This is a genomic window from Ensifer sp., from assembly GCF_035999135.1.
GTDB lineage: Bacteria > Pseudomonadota > Alphaproteobacteria > Rhizobiales > Rhizobiaceae > Ensifer.
Map to the genome: position 1 here is coordinate 26,895 of NZ_DASYGZ010000182.1, position 17,442 is coordinate 44,336.

18 protein-coding genes are annotated in these 17,442 nt (G+C 62.8%); 5 read left to right on the forward strand and 13 right to left on the reverse strand.

Going from position 1 to position 17,442, the window contains the following annotated elements; genetic code table 11:
* Positions 1–9: 9 nt before the first annotated feature.
* A complete protein-coding gene (locus tag VGO12_RS23975) occupies positions 10–1,515 on the reverse strand; it encodes an altronate dehydratase family protein (RefSeq protein ID WP_327515238.1) in 1,506 nt (501 codons plus the stop codon).
* A 216-nt stretch (positions 1,516–1,731) separates the two neighbouring features.
* Between VGO12_RS23975 and VGO12_RS23980 the strand changes: the two genes are divergently transcribed.
* Together VGO12_RS23980 and VGO12_RS23985 are read left to right on the forward strand one after the other, a co-directional pair.
* Positions 1,732–2,610: a GntR family transcriptional regulator gene (locus VGO12_RS23980; protein ID WP_327515239.1), complete on the forward strand. Its 879-nt coding sequence runs from the start codon at positions 1,732–1,734 to the stop codon at positions 2,608–2,610.
* 19 nt (positions 2,611–2,629) lie between these two features.
* Positions 2,630–3,718 (forward strand): mannitol dehydrogenase family protein, encoded by a 1,089-nt coding sequence (locus VGO12_RS23985; RefSeq protein ID WP_327515240.1) that lies wholly within the window; start codon positions 2,630–2,632, stop codon positions 3,716–3,718.
* Here VGO12_RS23985 and hpaI read toward each other — a convergent pair.
* A complete protein-coding gene (gene hpaI / locus VGO12_RS23990; RefSeq protein ID WP_327515241.1) occupies positions 3,712–4,518 on the reverse strand; it encodes a 4-hydroxy-2-oxoheptanedioate aldolase in 807 nt (268 codons plus the stop codon). The two genes, VGO12_RS23985 and hpaI, sit on opposite strands and share 7 nt — an antisense overlap.
* A 128-nt stretch (positions 4,519–4,646) precedes the next feature.
* Positions 4,647–6,101: an NADP-dependent succinate-semialdehyde dehydrogenase gene (gene gabD / locus VGO12_RS23995; RefSeq protein WP_327515242.1), complete on the reverse strand. Its 1,455-nt coding sequence runs from the start codon at positions 6,099–6,101 to the stop codon at positions 4,647–4,649.
* 218 nt (positions 6,102–6,319) lie between these two features.
* Here gabD and VGO12_RS24000 point away from each other — a divergent pair, with 218 nt between their 5' ends.
* Positions 6,320–6,916 (forward strand): nitroreductase family protein, encoded by a 597-nt coding sequence (locus VGO12_RS24000; protein WP_327515243.1) that lies wholly within the window; start codon positions 6,320–6,322, stop codon positions 6,914–6,916.
* A gap of 90 nt (positions 6,917–7,006) precedes the next feature.
* Here VGO12_RS24000 and gyrB read toward each other — a convergent pair whose 3' ends face one another.
* The 5 genes from gyrB to VGO12_RS24025 all read right to left on the reverse strand — a co-directional run bounded on the left by gyrB (position 7,007) and on the right by VGO12_RS24025 (position 12,332).
* The gene (gene gyrB, locus VGO12_RS24005) at positions 7,007–9,442 is read right to left on the reverse strand and encodes a DNA topoisomerase (ATP-hydrolyzing) subunit B (protein ID WP_327515244.1); all 2,436 of its coding nucleotides are present in this window, start codon (positions 9,440–9,442) and stop codon (positions 7,007–7,009) included.
* A gap of 134 nt (positions 9,443–9,576) precedes the next feature.
* Positions 9,577–9,954 (reverse strand): helix-turn-helix transcriptional regulator, encoded by a 378-nt coding sequence (locus tag VGO12_RS24010; RefSeq protein ID WP_327515245.1) that lies wholly within the window; start codon positions 9,952–9,954, stop codon positions 9,577–9,579.
* Positions 9,951–10,517 carry a Smr/MutS family protein gene (locus tag VGO12_RS24015; protein ID WP_327515246.1) on the reverse strand — a complete coding sequence of 189 codons (567 nt, stop codon included), beginning with the start codon at positions 10,515–10,517 and terminating at the stop codon, positions 9,951–9,953. Before VGO12_RS24015 ends, VGO12_RS24010 begins: the two co-directional genes overlap by 4 nt.
* Positions 10,504–11,613: a murein transglycosylase A gene (locus VGO12_RS24020; RefSeq protein ID WP_327515247.1), complete on the reverse strand. Its 1,110-nt coding sequence runs from the start codon at positions 11,611–11,613 to the stop codon at positions 10,504–10,506. The genes VGO12_RS24015 and VGO12_RS24020 overlap by 14 nt, the downstream gene beginning before the upstream one ends.
* A gap of 14 nt (positions 11,614–11,627) precedes the next feature.
* The gene (locus VGO12_RS24025; RefSeq protein ID WP_327515248.1) at positions 11,628–12,332 is read right to left on the reverse strand and encodes a Tim44/TimA family putative adaptor protein; all 705 of its coding nucleotides are present in this window, start codon (positions 12,330–12,332) and stop codon (positions 11,628–11,630) included.
* Positions 12,333–12,460: 128 nt separating this feature from the next.
* On the opposite strand from VGO12_RS24025, the gene VGO12_RS24030 reads away from it, so the two are divergent.
* Both VGO12_RS24030 and secB read left to right on the forward strand, forming a co-directional pair.
* Entirely contained in the window at positions 12,461–12,967 is a 507-nt protein-coding gene (locus tag VGO12_RS24030) for an FxsA family protein (RefSeq protein WP_327515249.1), read from the forward strand.
* A 171-nt stretch (positions 12,968–13,138) separates the two neighbouring features.
* Positions 13,139–13,633, forward strand: a complete 495-nt coding sequence (secB, locus tag VGO12_RS24035) for a protein-export chaperone SecB (RefSeq protein WP_065376366.1) — start codon at positions 13,139–13,141, stop codon at positions 13,631–13,633.
* A 71-nt stretch (positions 13,634–13,704) separates the two neighbouring features.
* On the opposite strand, the gene dnaQ is transcribed toward secB, so the two are convergent.
* The 5 genes from dnaQ to VGO12_RS24060 are packed head-to-tail and all read right to left on the reverse strand — an operon-like array spanning position 13,705 to position 17,306.
* Entirely contained in the window at positions 13,705–14,409 is a 705-nt protein-coding gene (dnaQ, locus tag VGO12_RS24040) for a DNA polymerase III subunit epsilon (RefSeq protein WP_327515250.1), read from the reverse strand.
* Positions 14,402–15,004, reverse strand: a complete 603-nt coding sequence (gene coaE, locus VGO12_RS24045) for a dephospho-CoA kinase (protein WP_327515251.1) — start codon at positions 15,002–15,004, stop codon at positions 14,402–14,404. The genes dnaQ and coaE overlap by 8 nt, the downstream gene beginning before the upstream one ends.
* Positions 15,004–15,861: a shikimate dehydrogenase gene (locus VGO12_RS24050; protein ID WP_327515252.1), complete on the reverse strand. Its 858-nt coding sequence runs from the start codon at positions 15,859–15,861 to the stop codon at positions 15,004–15,006. Before VGO12_RS24050 ends, coaE begins: the two co-directional genes overlap by 1 nt.
* Positions 15,854–16,453, reverse strand: coding sequence for a Maf-like protein (locus VGO12_RS24055; protein WP_327515253.1), 600 nt, complete (start codon positions 16,451–16,453; stop codon positions 15,854–15,856). Before VGO12_RS24055 ends, VGO12_RS24050 begins: the two co-directional genes overlap by 8 nt.
* Positions 16,454–16,484: 31 nt before the next feature.
* Complete coding sequence (locus VGO12_RS24060) at positions 16,485–17,306, reverse strand: pyruvate, water dikinase regulatory protein (protein ID WP_327515254.1); 822 nt, start codon at positions 17,304–17,306, stop codon at positions 16,485–16,487.
* Positions 17,307–17,442 lie beyond the last annotated feature (136 nt).

Here is a 17,442-nt window from a genome sequence, read left to right on the forward strand (position 1 = left end):
TTTTCGTCTTTAGAGCGTGGCTCCCAGATGCCAGGGCACGAATTCGTTGTCGCCGTAACCGAAGAGCTCGCTCTTAGTCTTGCGGCCGGAAGCAGTCTCGACGATCAGATCGAAGATTTCCCGGCCGAGCCCGGCGATGCTCGCCTCCCCCGAAGCGATCACGCCGCAGTCGATGTCCATGTCCTCTTCCATCGCCCGAAACAGCGCCGTGTTGCTTGTGAGCTTGATCGACGGCGTCGGCCGACAGCCAAAACAGCTGCCGCGGCCGGTGGTAAAGGCGATGATGTTGGCGCCGCCGGCGACCTGGCCGGTTGCCGACACCGGGTCATAGCCGGGCGTGTCCATGAACACGAGCCCGTGTTCGGTTACCCGCTCGGCATAGCGATAGACCGCATTCAGCGGCGAGCGGCCGCCCTTGGCGACGGCGCCCAGCGACTTCTCGAGGATGGTCGTCAGGCCGCCGCGCTTGTTGCCCGGCGAAGGATTGTTGTCGAGTGAGGCGCCGTGCAGCGCCACATAGCTCTCCCACCAGGCGATCAGGTCATCGAGTTTTTTCGCGACGGTCTCGGTGACGGCGCGGCTGCGCAGCAGATGTTCGGCGCCATAGATTTCCGAGGTTTCCGAAAGGATAGCGGTGCCTCCGGCCGATGCGAGGATATCGACCGCAGCGCCCAACGCCGGGTTGGCCGTAATGCCCGACAGGCCGTCCGAACCGCCGCATTGCAGGCCGACGACGATTTCGCTGACGGGAATGGCGATGCGACGCTCTTTGCCCACTTCCGCCGCGATCTCGTCCAGAATGCCGAGCGCCCGCTCCACCGAGCGCCGCGAACCGCCCGCCTCCTGGATGTTGAAGTGACGCTTCTCGGCGCCGGCTCCGCTCTGGCCATAGAGCGTCAACTGGTTGACCTCGCAGCCGAGACCCACCATCAGCACCCCGCCAAAATTGGCGTGGCGGGCATAACCGGCTAGCGTGCGGTGCAGGTTGGCCATGCCATCACCCGTCGACGACATGCCGCAGCCCTGATCGTGCACGATCGGCACGAAACCGTCGATGCCATCATGTTTCGGCAGGATGCGGCGGTTCGCCTCCTCGGCGATGGCACGACAGACGGTGGTGGAACAGTTCACGCTGGCGACGACGCCGATGTAGTTGCGCGTTGCCGCCCGGCCATCACCGCGCCGGTAGCCCATGAACGTGCGCGCCTTGTCGGCATCGCTTGCCGCTTCCGGCATCCCCTGCGCGCCGATCGCGAGACGGTCGCGGTCAAAGGCGAGATTGTGGGAATGTACATGCTCTCCAGGCGCAATATCGACGGTCGCGCGGCCAATCGCCTGGGCATATTTCACCACCGGCTCGCCAGCCTTGATGGGGCGGATCGCAATCTTGTGGCCGGCGTCGACCTTCGCGGTCGCCCGCGCGCCGTTCGGCAAGACGTGACCGGCGGCGATCGCGAGCGTCGCCACGACCACATTGTCTTCCGGTGCGAGCAGAATAGTCGACGGCTGAGACACCCGGGTTCCTCCCTGAACGATCCGGTCAGTGCTTCTGTCTTTTATCTACAATAGACAGATTTCCGTCAATGGGTATTATGGGCCATGGCCGGCCAAACGGTCGCGCCACGGGACGAGGAACGGAAATTGACGGCGAATGCAGGACAAATTGGGAGCGAAGCGATAGAGGGGCCTCTGCAAGAGCGCTGACACCTTCGAGCGAGCCGGACATTACCGATGGCAAAACAGAACACCGTCTTCAAGGATGCCTACAACCGCTGCCTCAAGCTTTTGGCGGACACATCCTCGCTGCCATCGGAACCGGAGCTAGGGCAGCTGCTCGGCATCAGCCGCACAACGGTCAGGGCAATCCTCAGCCGCTTCGAGGAAGCGCAGCTGATTGCCTGGGACAAGCGCAAGAAGAACGTCCTGCGGCAGCCGCGTCCCGACGATTATTTCCCGACCGAGGAAACCGATTCGCTTGCCGAAATCATCGAGCGCAGTTTCATGCGCCGGATTCTCGCCGGCGGCGCCGAGCCAGGCATGCAGATCAACGAGCTCGAACTGGCGCGCGAGATCGGCACCGGCACGACGAGCGTGCGCGAATTCCTGATCCGCTTCAGCCGCTTCGGTCTGATCGAGAAACGGCCGAACAGCCATTGGGTGCTCAAGGGCTTCACGCGCGAGTTCGCTCTGGAGCTGACGGAAGTGCGCGAGATGTTCGAGCTGCGTTCGGCCGCACGTTTCGTAGCCCTTCCCGCCGACCACGCCGCCTGGGAAGAGCTGACGAAAATCGAAGCGCTGCACCGCGACATTCTCGCCGACATCGACAGCCGCTACCGGGAATTCTCCGAGCTCGACGAGAAGTTCCATCTGCTGGTGCACCGGGCGTCCAGCAACCGCTTCATCGTCGACTTTTACGACATCATCGCCATCGTCTTCCACTATCACTACCAGTGGAACAAGACCAATGCGCGCCAGCGCAACGCCCGCGCGCTCGAAGAACACCTCGCCTATATCGAAGCGCTGCGCTCACAGGATCCGGCAAGGGCGGAGCAAGCCTGCCGGCGCCACCTCCAGTCTGCGCGCGAGACTCTGCTTCAGTCGATTCCATAGCCAGCTATCGGAGTAATGAATGCCGACGCCCATCGTGCAATTCGGAACCAGCCGGTTCCTGCAGGCCCATGCCGACCTCTTCATCAGCGAGGCGCTGAAGACGGGCCAGGCACCGGGACGGATCACCGTGGTGCAGACAACAGGATCAAAGGAGCGCGCGAGCCGACTGGCCGCTCTCGCCGATCCCGATGGTTTTCCGGTCATCATTTGTGGCCTTCAAGGCGGCGAGCGGATCGAGCGGACGGAGCGGGTCAAGAGCGTGGCGCGGGCGATTTCGACGGGAGAAAACTGGAAGGAGGTCCGCGATATCGTTGCCAAAGAGGCAGAAATCCTGATCTCCAACACCGGCGACACCGGCTACCAGATTGGCGACGAGGATCGGACCGCGGAGGTCCCCCCTTCGTTTCCGGGCAAGCTTCTCCTGCTGCTCAAGGCCCGGTTCGATGCCGGTCGCCGGCCGCTGACCATCCTTCCCTGCGAGCTCGTCTCACGCAATGGCGACGTGCTCAGGGCGCTCATCCTGCGGCTCGCTGCAGAGCGCGTCAACGATCCCGCATTCGCCGACTGGCTCCGCCGGGAAATCGTCTGGGCGAATACCCTGGTCGATCGCATCGTCTCCGAACCGCTGGAGCCGGCCGGCGCCATTGCCGAACCCTATGCGCTCTGGGCGATCGAGAGCCAGCCCGACTTGCAGCTTCCTTGCGTCCACCCAGCGGTGAAACGAGTCGACGACCTGACACCTTACGAGAAGCTGAAGCTGCACATCCTCAATCTCGGCCACACGGTCCTTGCCGAACTCTGGCTGAAGGGAGCTCGTGACCCGCACGAGACCGTTCGGGAGATCCTCGCCAATTCCGACATCTCAGCGCAGCTCGATCGCATTTACAGGTCGGAAGTGATTCCCGGTTTCGCTGCGAAGGGGCTGGAGAGCGAAGCGACAGACTACGTTGCCGCCACGCTGGAACGCTTCAGAAACCCGTTCCTCGACCACCGCCTCAGCGATATCGCCAACCACCACCGACAAAAGACGGAGCGTCGCATCTCCGACTTCCAGCGCTGGAGCCCGGGTATCGCGATGCCCGAACTCTCGGCGATTGCCGATCAGTAGCCGGATTCGTTCTTCTTCGGTGTTTGTGTCGCTTCGCCGACAAACGCCTGGCGCAGCATCGTCGTCGCCCGTACGAGCGCGGTGACATCCGTGCCGATCGCCATGAAATCGGCGCCCATGTCGCGATAGTCGCGCGCCTGATCGAGATCGAGCGTCATGATGCCCCTCGCCTTGCCCGCGCGCGCGATACGGACGAACGCGTCGGCGATCGCATCCCGCACCTGCGGATGGCCCGGCTGGCCGAGAAAGCCCATGTCCGCCGCGAGGTCCGAAGGACCGATGAACAGTCCATCGACGCCGTCGAGTGCTGCGATCTCGTCGATCGCGGCAAGGCCTGCCTTGCTCTCGATCTGCAGGATGAGGCAGATCTCGTCGTTGGCGGTGTGCAGATAGTCACCGATACGGCCAAACTGCGACGCGCGACCGAGGGCCGCTCCGACGCCGCGGACGCCATGGGGCGGGTAGCGGGTGGCGCGCACCAGCTGCTCGGCCTGCGCCGCGCTCTCGACCATGGGGATCAGCAGGGTCTGCACGCCGGTGTCGAGGATCTGCTTGATCAGCACCGTATCGCCGACCGGCAGGCGAACCATGGGATGACTCGTCGAACTGGCGACGGCCCGAAACTGCGCTGCCAAAAGCGGGATATCGTTCGGCGCGTGCTCACCGTCGATCAGCAACCAGTCATATCCACTGCCCGACACGACTTCCGCCGCATAGGGGCTGGCAAGCGCCACCCAGAGCCCGAGCTGAAAGCGGTTTTCGCGGAGCGCCGCCTTGAAGGGGTTTTTCGGGGCCGGCATGACGATATCCTCCTGCATTTCAACGGGATGCGCATTGCCGCACATCCCTCGATCACAGGGTTTCTAGCGGCAAAGAAAAAAACCGGCCAGAGCTTTCTGGCCGGTTTTGCGATTGGTTGCGCCAGTCCTCAGGCAACGCCGCCGAGGCAGACGTATTTGATCTCGGTGAACTCCTCGATGCCGTAGCGCGATCCCTCGCGCCCGAGGCCGGAGAGCTTGACGCCGCCGAACGGCGCTTCCGCCGTCGAGATGAGACCGGTGTTGACGCCGACCATGCCGTATTCCAGCGCTTCGGCCACGCGGAACACCCGGGCGAGATCCTTGGCGTAGAAGTAGGAGGCCAGGCCGAATTCGGTGTCGTTGGCCTTTTCGACCACATCAGCCTCGTCGGTGAATCGGAACAGCGGCGCGACCGGACCGAAGGTCTCTTCGCGTGCCACCGCCATCGCCTGGGTGACGTCGGCCAGAACCGTCGCCTCGTAGAAGGTGCCGCCGAGCGCGTGGCGCTTGCCGCCCTGGATCACGCGGGCGCCCTTGGACGTCGCATCGGCGATGTGCTCTTCGACCTTGTCGAGCGCCGCCTTGTCGATCAGCGGGCCGAGGATGACGCCTTCGTCGACGCCGTTGCCGATCTTCAACTTGGCGACCGCCTTGGCGAGTTTGTCGGCAAAGGCGTCATAGACCTTGTCCTGCACGTAGATGCGGTTGGCGCACACGCAGGTCTGGCCGTTGTTGCGGAACTTGGCGATCAGCGCGCCTTCGACCGCCGCATCGAGATCGGCATCGTCAAAGACGATGAACGGCGCATTGCCGCCGAGCTCAAGGCCGAGCTTCTTGATGGTGCCCGCGCTCTGGCGATAGAGCTCGGCGCCGACTTCGGTCGAGCCCGTGAACGTGAGCTTGCGCACGACGGGGTTCGAGGTCATCTCGGCGCCGATCTCGCGGGCCGAGCCGGTGATGACGCTGAACAGGCCCTTCGGCAGGCCGGCGCGCTCGGCGAGGATGGCGATGGCGATCGCCGAGAACGGCGTCTGGGCCGCGGGCTTCAGCACCATGGCGCAGCCGGCGGCAAAGGCCGGGCCGGCCTTGCGGGTGATCATCGCGTTCGGGAAGTTCCACGGCGTGATCGCCGCGACGACACCGATCGGCTGCTTCATCACCAGGATACGCTTGTCGGGCTGGTGGCCCGGGATCAGGTCGCCATAGAGACGGCGTCCCTCTTCGGCGAACCACTCGACAAAGCTTGCGCCATAGACGATTTCGCCGGTGGCTTCCGCGAGCGGCTTGCCCTGTTCGAGCGTCAGGATGCGGCCGAGATCCTCCTTGTTCTCGATCATCAGGTCGAACCACTTGCGAAGCACGCCGGCGCGGTCCTTGGCGGTGCGGGCGGCCCAACCCTTCTGGGCAAGGCGCGCGGCCTCGATCGCCGCCTTGGTTTCCTTGGCGCCGAGCTTCGGCACGCGGCCGATGATCTCGCCCGTCGCCGGGTTGTTCACCTCGATCGCGTTTGCCGCGTCCGCCTCGATCCACTCCCCGCCAACAAGGGCTGCCTGGCGAAACAATGATGGGTCCTTAAACGACATGATCCGTCCTCTCTCGAAATCTACAGAACTTATACAACTTTTTTCTTGGAAACAGCAATGACCCAATGATGCGGTTTCTTCACTTTCCCGAGACCCGCCTCCGCCGCACCGAAGTCGGTTTCATGATGCCCGCTCCTCATGTAGCGTCCGAAGCGAATCGGGCCACGGGCGGTCCTCGCCGGGCCAAGGGATTTCGCCATTCGCAGGAGAGCCATGTCATGACGGCGACCGACAACAGAAAAGCCGACCATCCGATCGATGCGATGTTCATCGAGCGATGGTCGCCCCGCGCCTTCACCAGTGAGGAGATCGAGGACGGCGTGTTGCAGTCCTTCTTCGAGGCCGCCCGCTGGGCGCCATCGGCGAGCAACCGCCAGCCCTGGCGCTTTGTCTATGCCCGCCGCGGCACAAAACATTTTCCGGTGCTGCTCGACATTCTCGACGACGGCAACCAGCGCTGGGCCAAAAATGCCGCCGCCCTTCTGATCGTGATTTCACGGACGCACAACGCTGCGCAGAACGGCGAGATGCGCCACGCCTTCACCCACGCTTTCGACACGGGCTCTGCCTGGTACAGCCTTGCGCTCCAGGCTTCGCTCGCCGGCTGGCATACCCACGGCATGGCCGGCATCGACCGCGACAAGGCGATGCAAGTCCTGAACGTCCCCGAGCATCACCGCGTCGAAGCCGCCGTCGCCATCGGCCGGCTCGCCGATCCGTCGACCCTTCCCGACGACCTCAGGGCGCGCGAGATCCCGAGCCAGCGCAAACAGGTCAGCGAATTCGCCTTCGAGGGCCAGTTCAGGGGCGAGTAATTCAAGCGCGATACGTTCAAAGGCGAACGAAGCACCAACAAAAATCCCGGCTCAAGGCCGGGATTTTCCTTTGTCTCTGCAAGACCTCGATCAGATGTCGAGGTTGGCGACGCTCAGCGCGTTTTCCTGGATGAAATCGCGACGTGGCTCGACCTCATCGCCCATCAGGCGCGAGAACAGACCATCGGCGTCCGTGGCGTCGGTGACCCGGACCTGCAGCAGCGAGCGGACGTTCGGATCGAGCGTCGTTTCCCAGAGTTGCTCGGCGTTCATTTCGCCGAGACCCTTGTAGCGCTGCATTGACAGACCCTTGCGGCCGGCGGCGAAAATCGCATCGAGAAGCGCAAGCGGACCGCTGACCTCCTGCCCGCCGTCACGACGACGCAGCACCGGCGGCGCCGCGTAAACCTCTTTCAGCTTGGACGCCAGCTGGTCGATGTAACGCGCATCGGAGGATCCGATCAGCGCCATGTCGAGCACGGCGACTTCCTTGACGCCACGAACCATGCGTTCAAACCGCAAGCCGCCTTCGGTGGTGACCGTGCCGGTCCAGCCGCGCTCGGTTTCCTCGGCGATCACGTCGAGGCGACGGGCGATTTCCGCAGCTGTCTTTTCGTACTCGTCGCGCTGGCCGTTGAGTTCGACGTTCAATGCGCCGGCGATGGCCGCCTGTTCGACGATCGCACGGTTGTAGCGCGAATGAAGTCCATTCATCAGGTTTCGCAGCCGCAGCGCGTCGTTGATGACCTCGCGCAGGTCCTGGCCGGCGCGCACTTCGCCCGATTCAAGCTGCAACGTCGCTTCTTCGAGACCCATCGAGATCAGGTAATCTTCGAGCGCCTGTTCGTTCTTCAGGTACTGCGCCGACTTGCCGCGCGTCACCTTATAAAGCGGCGGCTGGGCGATGTAGATGTGGCCGCGTTCGATCAGCTCCGGCATCTGCCGGAAGAAGAACGTGAGCAACAGCGTGCGGATGTGGGCGCCGTCGACGTCAGCGTCCGTCATGATGATGATCTTGTGGTAGCGCAGCTTGTCGGCGTTGAACTCGTCCTTGCCGATCGAGGTGCCGAGCGCGGTGATCAGCGTGCCGATTTCCTGGCTCGACAGCATCTTGTCGAAGCGCGCACGCTCGACGTTGAGGATCTTGCCGCGCAGCGGCAGGATCGCCTGGTTTTCGCGCGACCGGCCCTGTTTGGCCGAACCACCTGCCGAGTCACCTTCCACCAGGAAGACTTCGGACTTTGCCGGGTCGCGTTCGGAGCAGTCCGCCAGCTTGCCGGGCAGCGAGGAAATGTCGAGCGCGCCCTTGCGGCGGGTCAGTTCGCGGGCCTTGCGGGCGGCTTCGCGGGCAGCAGCCGCTTCGACAACCTTGCCGACCAGGATCTTGGCTTCGGTCGGATGCTCCTCGAACCAGGTGCTCAGCGCCTCGTTGACAAGGCTTTCGACCACCGGCCGCACTTCCGACGACACCAGCTTGTCCTTGGTCTGCGACGAGAACTTCGGATCGGGAACCTTGACCGAGAGCACTGCGGTCAGGCCTTCGCGGCAATCTTCGCCCTGGAGCGTGACCTTTTCTCTCTTCGTGATGCCCGATGTGTCGGCATAGGACGTGACCTGCCGGGTCAGCGCGCCGCGGAAGCCGGCCATATGGGTGCCGCCGTCGCGCTGCGGGATGTTGTTGGTGAAGCAAAGCACGTTTTCGTGGTAGCTGTCGTTCCACCACATCGCCACTTCGACGGTGATACCGTCCTTTTCGCCACGGATGGCCACCGGCTTGTGAACCAGCGGCTTCTTCGCGCGATCGAGATAGGCGACGAAGGCTTCAAGGCCACCCTCATACATCAGTTCGTCCTGGCGGATGTCGGAATGGCGCTTGTCGGTCAGCATGATGCGGACGCCGGAATTGAGGAAGGCGAGTTCGCGCAGGCGGTGTTCGAGCGTGCTGTAGTCGAACTCGGTCTTGGAGAAGGTTTCGGCGCTCGGCAGGAACGTCACCTCGGTGCCCGTCGCGTCACCCGCATCACCGGTGACGGTGAGCGGACGATCGGCAACGCCGTGGGTGAAGCTCATCTCGTGGATCTTGCCGTCACGGCGGATCTTCAGCTTCAAGGAAACCGAAAGCGCATTGACCACCGACACGCCAACGCCGTGCAGGCCGCCCGAAACCTTGTAGGAGTTCTGGTCGAACTTACCGCCGGCGTGCAGCTGGGTCATGATGACCTCGGCGGCCGAGATGCCCTCTTCCTTATGGATACCCGTCGGGATGCCGCGACCGTTGTCGGTCACGGTTACGGACCCGTCGGGATTGAGCGTCACCGTCACGACGTCGGCATGACCGGCAAGCGCCTCGTCGATGGCGTTGTCGACCACTTCGTACACCATGTGGTGCAGGCCGGAGCCATCGTCCGTGTCGCCAATGTACATGCCCGGCCGCTTGCGTACGGCGTCGAGGCCCTTCAACACCTTGATGGAATCGGCACCATATTCGGCGCTGGCGCCGGTTGCGGTCTCAGGAGTATCGGTCATACGGTACGGGTCTTTCCAGGTTCTTCGGACATGGTGATTCGTTGCGAATCACGTCTCGGACGCCTCGCGGACTATAGAAAATTTGTCCACGGTTCCAAATCCCGGACCGCCAGGCGACGGCCGGAAACGGGCATTCATCCCCTGTCATTATCAGGAAATGTGGCTTTTTCCAAAACATCTTCCAGGGCGCGGATCGTCTCGGCCGACAAACCGCGGATCTGTTCGCTGAGGCGGTTGGCAAATGCCGTGTGCTCCGGCGTCAGGCCCGACGTGTCGAGCAGCACTTTCGGCGCAGAGACGTTGGCGATGCGGAAAAGATCTTCCGCCTCGTCCCAGATGACATTGAAGTACCCGGCGACGCGCTGGAGGAAATCGAAGCTCGGCGCACCGCGCTTTCCGTGCTCGAGCGCGGAGAGATAGGCAGCCGATACGCCGATCGCGGCCGCCATCTGCTTTTGCGATACGCCCTTCCGGCGCCTGAGGTCGCGCAGCGCCTCGCCGAAGGGCGTCATGTCGCGCTTCCCCTGACACGCGCCAGCCGGACATAGAGGGCGCCCTCGCCGCCGTGATTGCGCGCGGCCGGCTCATAGGACGAGATCAACGGCCGGAACTCGGGCAGGGAGAACCAGAGCGGTACCGCCCGCTTCAGGGCGCCATCGCTGCCGAGCGACGTGCCCTTGCCGGTGATGATCAGTACGTGGCGCAGCCCGCGCTGGTGCGCTCCCAAAAGAAACTGCAACAGCAGGCCATGGGCCTCGCTCTGGATCATGCCGTGCAGGTCGAGCCGCGCCTCGAGCGTCACGCGCCCCTTGGCGATCTTGCGCTTGACCGGCCTTTCAAGCGGTTGGTGGTGCCTTTCGCCCGGCTTTGTCGTCAGCGCGATGCCCGGACGGTCGACGGGGCCGGTCGGTCGCTGTTGCGGTTTTGGCTCCGACTGATCCTGCGGCTTGGTCGCTTCAACCTCCGACAGCAGCTCCGTCAGCTCGTCGAGCCGACCCGGCATCGGCCGCGCCGAGCGGGCAACCTTGCCCCAGAGTATGCGATCCTCGGCCGAGAGTTTCTTATCCTTCGGCATGGCCAAATCGCGCTGCGGCAGCCCTTGGTACGAAGACGTAGAAATCGGCAATGTTGCGCACGGCCCCTGCCCGTTCGCCGGCGTCATATCCGGAGCCGGTGAAGATATCGCCGCGCGCCGGTCCAACGATTGCCGAGCCGGTATCGAGCGCCAGCATCAGGCGCTGGAAGGGCTTGCCGTCGTCGAGGCGCGTCAGGCTGGGGCTCGCGACATAGAAGGGCACCCCGAAGGTATGGATCAGACGATCCACCGCCAGCGAGCGCCCGGGTTCAAGCGAGACCTTCGCGGCGGCGATCGGTCCCAGGCGCTCGTCTTCGACGTCGGCCTCGCGGAAGAAGATGAAGGACCGATTGTGCCAGAGAACCTCGTCGACCTGGTCCGGATGCGCCTCAAGCCAGTCGCGAATGCTCATCATAGAAACGGTCGCGGCATCGATATCGCCACGGTCGATCAGGAGCTTTCCGATCGGCGAAAAGTAGTGTCCGCTCTTGCCTGAATAGGTCACACCGCGCCGTTTTCCGTCCGGAAAGACCAGGCGCGCTGCTCCCTGGACATGGACGAAGAAGACTTCGACCTTCGACTTTGCATAGGCGATCTCAAGGCCCCGGCCTGCGAGGTATCCCTGTTCGATCGCCCGCCTGTCCGGATACTCGCTGACTTCGCCGTCCTTCGAAAGGCCAAAGGCGAAATAGGGATCCATTCCGTCTGGCCTGTTGGCATCATCGATATCGATCAGATCGGCCGGACGTCGATAGAGCGGGTAACGATAGATTTCGTCCGCTTCGGCGCGAACGTGGATTTCCGGCTCGTAGAATGCCGTGACAAAACCCGAGCCGCCGTCAGGGCTGATGCGAAAGGGCACGAACTGCCTTTCGAAGAACGCCCGGGCGCCTTCGGCATCGTCAACATCCGCCGAAGAAGCCGAGAATGCCGGAAGCAGGTCATCGACGGCGATGCCCAATGAACCGGCGCGATACGGCTTGACCGTCGACACATGCCGATGACAGCGCCGCATTGCCTCGATGACCGCCGTCGGGTCGTCGTCGCGCCAGCCCGGAAGGTCGTCAAAGCCGACGGGTGTTAGTCGAAAGGACATCGTCGCCTATCCGCTCAGTTTTCGGATTCGGTCGCGATCAGCTTCCAGTTCGGGTCGCGCGAACGGATGTCGCGGGAAAAGGTCCAGAGGTCGTTGACCTCGGCCACCGATTCGGCGTCGCCGTCGATCAGGCCGCCCTGCTTGTCATAGGTCGCCGAGATCAGCTGGCTGACGATGCGAACGGTGATGTTCTCTTCGCTATCCTTGGCTTCGGCGTGAATGATGTCGGCCTTGTCGATGCCAACGAAGGTGGACTTCACCACTTCGCCCTTGCGCTCACGATCGGTGATCGCCGCATCAAAGCCCTCGTAGACTTCCCGCGAGAGGAGATTCTTGAGCGTCTTGCGATCGCCATCTGCAAAGGCCATCACGATCATCTCGTAGGCCATCTTGGCGCCGTTGATGAACTCCTTGGGGTCGAAGCTCGGGTCGGCGTCGCTCACCGCCCGCAACTGGGTGTTCAAGGTCGTTCCGGCCTTGGCGAAGGCGTCGACCGTTTCGTAACGGTTCGCATCCTCGTCGGTATTGTCGCGTCGAGGCAACTGCACGACCTTGCCCTTGTCGCCGTTGTCCGGCCCCTGGCTCATGTCGCGCTGCGAGTAGGGATCGAGGGGCTGCCGTTCGTTGCCAGTCCGACGCCCAAGGACGCTGCGCAGTTGCAGAAAGATGACCACGGCAGCGATCAGGAAAAAAAACGTGATGAAGTCGAAAGAGCCCATTTCCACCCGGAACCGCTGTTAGAATTTCTCGTAGCTATTCCATATAGTCCGCAAGATCAGATCATTCAAATGGCGATGTCGCACCTTTGGCAAGGGATGTGGCGCCAATTTTCATTTCAGGCAGCACCATGCGCTCACTTCTTATACCCCTTATCGTCCTCGGCCTGCCACTGGCCGAGATCGCCGGCTTCGTCGTGGTCGGTCGCGAAATCGGCCTTCTCATGACGCTGCTCTTGGTGCTCGCAAGCGCATTTGTCGGCATATTCCTCCTGAGAGTCCAGGGCTTTACCGTCATTCGGCGGATGCAGCAGGCCACACAGGCCGGACGCGACCCGGGCGGCGAGGTGCTCGGCGGCGCCTTGCTCGTCGTGGCGGCCATATTGCTCGTCATTCCGGGGTTCGTCAGCGATGTCATCGGCCTCCTCCTGTTTCTGCCCTTTGTTCGCGATGCGGTGGCCGCGTTTCTTCGCCGGCGGATGACGATCGTCACGGCGGCCTCGCAGCCCCGCTGGCAACATCGTGAGGATCCCCGCGACCCCCGTCCGTCGCCGGGTGTCATCGATCTCGACGAGGGCGAATTCTCGCGAACGGATGACGAAGATCCGCAGGGCACGGAAGACCGTCAGCGACGCTAGCCCCGATGCGCAACATGGCAACGCGCTATCGCCCAGATTTGCGCGCATGGTGACTGCCCTGTCATCGAGGCCGCAGACACGGGTTATCGGCTGAAAGCCGCGGGGCCGCAGGGTTGTAAGCCATAGGCCGAAATGCTAGATGGCCTCACCGAATTATGTCGAGGAACCCTTATGACGACTGATACCGCATCCAATGGCAACGGCAGCGCACAGAGCCCGTCGCTGAACATCCTCGCCCAATACATCAAGGACCTTTCCTTCGAGAACCCGGGCGCTCCGCGTTCGCTGCAGGCTCGTGACAAGGCGCCGTCGATCAACATCAACGTCAACGTCAACGCGAACCCGCTCGCAGAGAACGATTTCGACGTCGTTCTCTCGCTGAACGCGGAAGCCAAGGACGGCGACCGGGTTCTGTTCAACGTCGAGCTCGCCTATGGCGGCGTCTTCCGCGTTGCAGGCTTCCCGCAGGAGCACATGCTGCCGCTGCTCTTCATCGAGTGCCCGCGCCTGCTGTTCCCGTTCGCGCGCCAGATCGTTGCCGACGCGACCCGCAACGGTGGTTTCCCGCCGCTGATGATCGACCCGATCGACTTCGCGCAGATGTTCGCGCAGCGCATGGCCGAAGAAAAGGTCCGTGCCCAGGTTTCGAACGAAACGGCGAACTGATCGTCGATCAAGTCACGGATACAAGAAAGCCCGGTCTCGCCGGGCTTTTTTTGTTCCTGAGGTTCGTGCTTTTATTCCTGCGGTTCGTACTTGGCCCAGATCGCCTTTCCGCCAATTTTTGCAACCAGCGCCGCGTGGGCGGCGAGATCCGCCTCCGACAGGCGGCTTGGCAAAGGGCGCGGGCGCAGGCCGATGGTGATCGGCGCATCGTCAAATTCAATTGCCTGACCGGACGACTTGTTCGAAACAAGACCGAGCGCCGCCTGACGGCCACCGATCATCTCGATGTAGACTTCAGCGAGAAGCTCGGAGTCGAGCAACGCCCCGTGTTTTGCGCGATGCGAATTGTCGATGCCGTAACGACGGCACAGGGCATCGAGCGAGTTCGGTCCCATCGGATGCTTGCGGCGGGCAAGCGCCAGCGTATCGGTTACCCGATCGACCGCAATCGGCGGCATGCCGAGACGGGCAAATTCCGCGTTGACGAAACCCATGTCGAAGGTGGCGTTGTGCGCGACCCAGCGGGCATCGCCGAAAAATTCGAGAATCTGGTCGACGACATCGGCGAAGGGCGGCTTGTCCTTGAGGAAGTCATCGGTGATCCCGTGGATCGCCAGTGCGTCAGGATGGACCTTGCGATTGCCCGGATTGACGAAGAGGTGAAGGGTGCGGCCGGTCGGGAACTGGTTTTCGAGCTCGACGCCGCCGATTTCGATGACCCGGTCCTCTCGATTGTCGAGGCCCGTGGTTTCCGTATCGAAGATGATTTCACGCATCGGCGGCTCCGTTCTTGGCCAAGAGCTGATCGACGATGGCCTTCACCCGGCCGCGCGTGACGTCGAAGCTGTCGCTGGTATCGATAATGTAGTCGGCGCGCTTGCGCTTCTCGCTGTCTGGAACCTGGCGCGCAAGGATCATCGCCAGTTTTTCCTCGGTCATTCCCGGTCGCTTCAACGCTCTTTCACGCTGGAGTTCGGCTGAGCAGGTCACGACGGCGATGCGGTCGACGCGATTTTCCGCACCGGTTTCGAACAGGAGCGGAATATCGAGCACCACGAAGGCCGCGCCGGCTGCGCGGTGCGTTTCGAGGAACGCCTGTTCCTTTTCGCGAACGAGCGGATGAACGATGGCCTCGAGCTCGCGCAACCGTTCCGGTGCACCCATCAACTGGCGCGACAGTTCCGCCCGGTCGACAGATCCGTCCTTCGTCGTTCCGGGAAAGGCAGTGCCGACAGGCCCGACGGCCGCGCCGCGATAGAGCTCATGCACGACTTCGTCGGCATCGTTGACCGGCACCCCGAAATCACGAAACATCTGGGCCGCGGTCGACTTGCCCATCGCGATCGATCCTGTAAGCCCGACGATGATCATCAATGCCTGTCCATGTCGTCGATAATGAGTTGTCGAAGCGTCGCATCGACGCTCGGGCGACAGCCGAACCAGAGTTCAAATCCCGGTGCGGCCTGATGCAGCAGCATGCCCAATCCGTCGACCGTTGTGAATCCCTGCGCCTCGGCTTGGGCGAGGATCGGCGTTTTCAACGGGACATAGACGATGTCGGTTACGACGGCGCTTGCGGCCATGACGCCGAAATCGAGCTCCGGCGCTTCGGCCCCATCCATGCCGAGCGACGTGGTGTTGATGAACAGGCCAGCGCCGGTCATGACCTCGCCGAGCGCTCCCATCGGATGGGCTGCGATCGACGGACCGAAGCGGTCGGCGAGTTCCTGCGCGCGTTCGACGGTGCGGTTGACGACATGGATGGTCTTGATGCCGCGGTCGCGAACGGCCTGGATGATGGCGCGGCTGGCGCCGCCGGCGCCCAGCACCACGGCCGTCGACGCCCGGTCCCAGCCGGCCGCGCGTTCGTCAAGATTGGCGACGAAACCGCGACCGTCTGTGTTGGTCGCATGAACGTCACCCTCTTCCAGCCACAGGGTGTTGGCAGCGCCCAGTTCCCGGCTGAGGTCATCCGGGCGATCGGCCAGGCGGCAGGCCATTTCCTTGTGGGGGATGGTGACGTTGCCGCCGCAGAAGCCCGAGGCTCCTTCTTTCAGGCTTGCGATGAAGGCTGCGAAATCCTCCGGTCTTACCTCGTGGGCGCGATAGCTGCCAGGAAGGCCCAGCTGTTTCAGCCAGTAGCCATGGATCAGCGGCGAGCGCGAGTGCTTGATCGGATAGCCGGTAACGAAGGCGTGGTTAACAAATGTTTCACGTGAATCACGCATCGATCGTTCCCAGTTCGCGCAGTTTGGCCAGCAGCGACAGCATCGGAAGACCGAGGATGGTGAAGTAATCGCCCTCGATCGCCTCGAAGAGCTGGATGCCCTCACCCTCCAGCTGATAGGCGCCGACGCTCGAAAGCGCCTTTTCGCCGACCCGTTGCAGATGGCGGTCGACGAAGGCGGCCGTGAGCGGTCGCACCGTCATGTGGGCCGAAGAAACGTGTCGCCAGATGACCGCGTTATCGCGAACGAGAACGATCGCGCTGTTCAGACGATGGGTCCGTGCGGAAAGCGAGAGAAGGTGGTCGGCGGCTTCCGCCATCGTCTTCGGCTTGTGATAGACGCGCGACCCGAGAGACATCGTCTGATCCGAACCGATCACCAGCGAACCGGGATAGTGGCTGGCGACATTCAGCGCCTTTGCTTCCGCCAGTTCCAGCGCCACGGTCTCGGGCGTAGCACCCGCATCTTCCAACGGCTTTTCCAGCGCGCGTTCATCGATGCTGGCGGCCTTGGCCTCGAAAATGAGGCCGGCGTTTTCCAGCAGCGCCCGGCGAAACGGGCTGGCCGAGGCGAGGACCAGCGAAAGTGTCATTGTTCAGGTTCCCGAATTGTTCGATTCCGCTCTAACGCAGACGCGGACGCAGGGCAACGATGGCAGCGGCAGTTTCCTCGATCGATCGGCGCGTGACATCGATCAGCGGCCAGTTGTTGCGGGCGCACAGAGCGCGCGCATATTTCAGCTCCTCGGAGATCGCCGCCCGGTCGGTGTACTGGTCGGCCTGATAGCCATGCGTCGTTCCAAGCACGCGATGCTGGCGGACCTGCGAGATCCGGTCGGCCGTCGCAATCAATCCGACAACGAGGGGCTTGGTCGCCACCATCAGCCGCTCGGGAAGCGGCACGCCCGGCACGATTGGGATATTGGCCGTCTTGATGCCGCGGTTGGCGAGATAGATGCTGGTCGGTGTCTTTGATGTCCGGCTGATCCCGACCAGAACGACGTCAGCCTCGTCGAAATCGGCAGGCAACTGGCCGTCATCATGATCCATGGTGAAGTTGAGCGCGTCGATGCGCGCAAAATACTCCGCGTCCATCACATGCTGCGCACCGGAGCGGCGACGGGACGGCGATCCGAGATAGGACTGAAAAAGGTCGATGATCGGGTCGAGCACCGAAACGCAGGGCACGCCCATGTCGCGGCAGCGCCGGTCGATCACATCCGCAAGTTCGCGATCGACGATCGTGTAGAGAACGATGCCCGGTGCACCGTCGATCGCGTCCAGGACCTGCAGCAGCTGCTTGCGGTTGCGGATCAGCGGATAGACGTGCTCGAGCGCATGCGAGCTCTGGAATTGCGCGGCCGCGGCCCGTCCGGCAGCGATGAGAGTCTCCCCGGTTGAGTCCGAAATCAGGTGAAGGTGGAAGTAGTTTTTCTTGTTCTCCACGCTATTCTCCTGCTGCTGTTGATAAGCCGGGATGAAAGACAGCTAACGACGCAGGGCTGAGCCAGGCAAGTGGAAAACAGCCGAGTTATTCACAATTGGCGCTCTCGCGGAAAATGCTCCGGGGCGAATGTGGAAA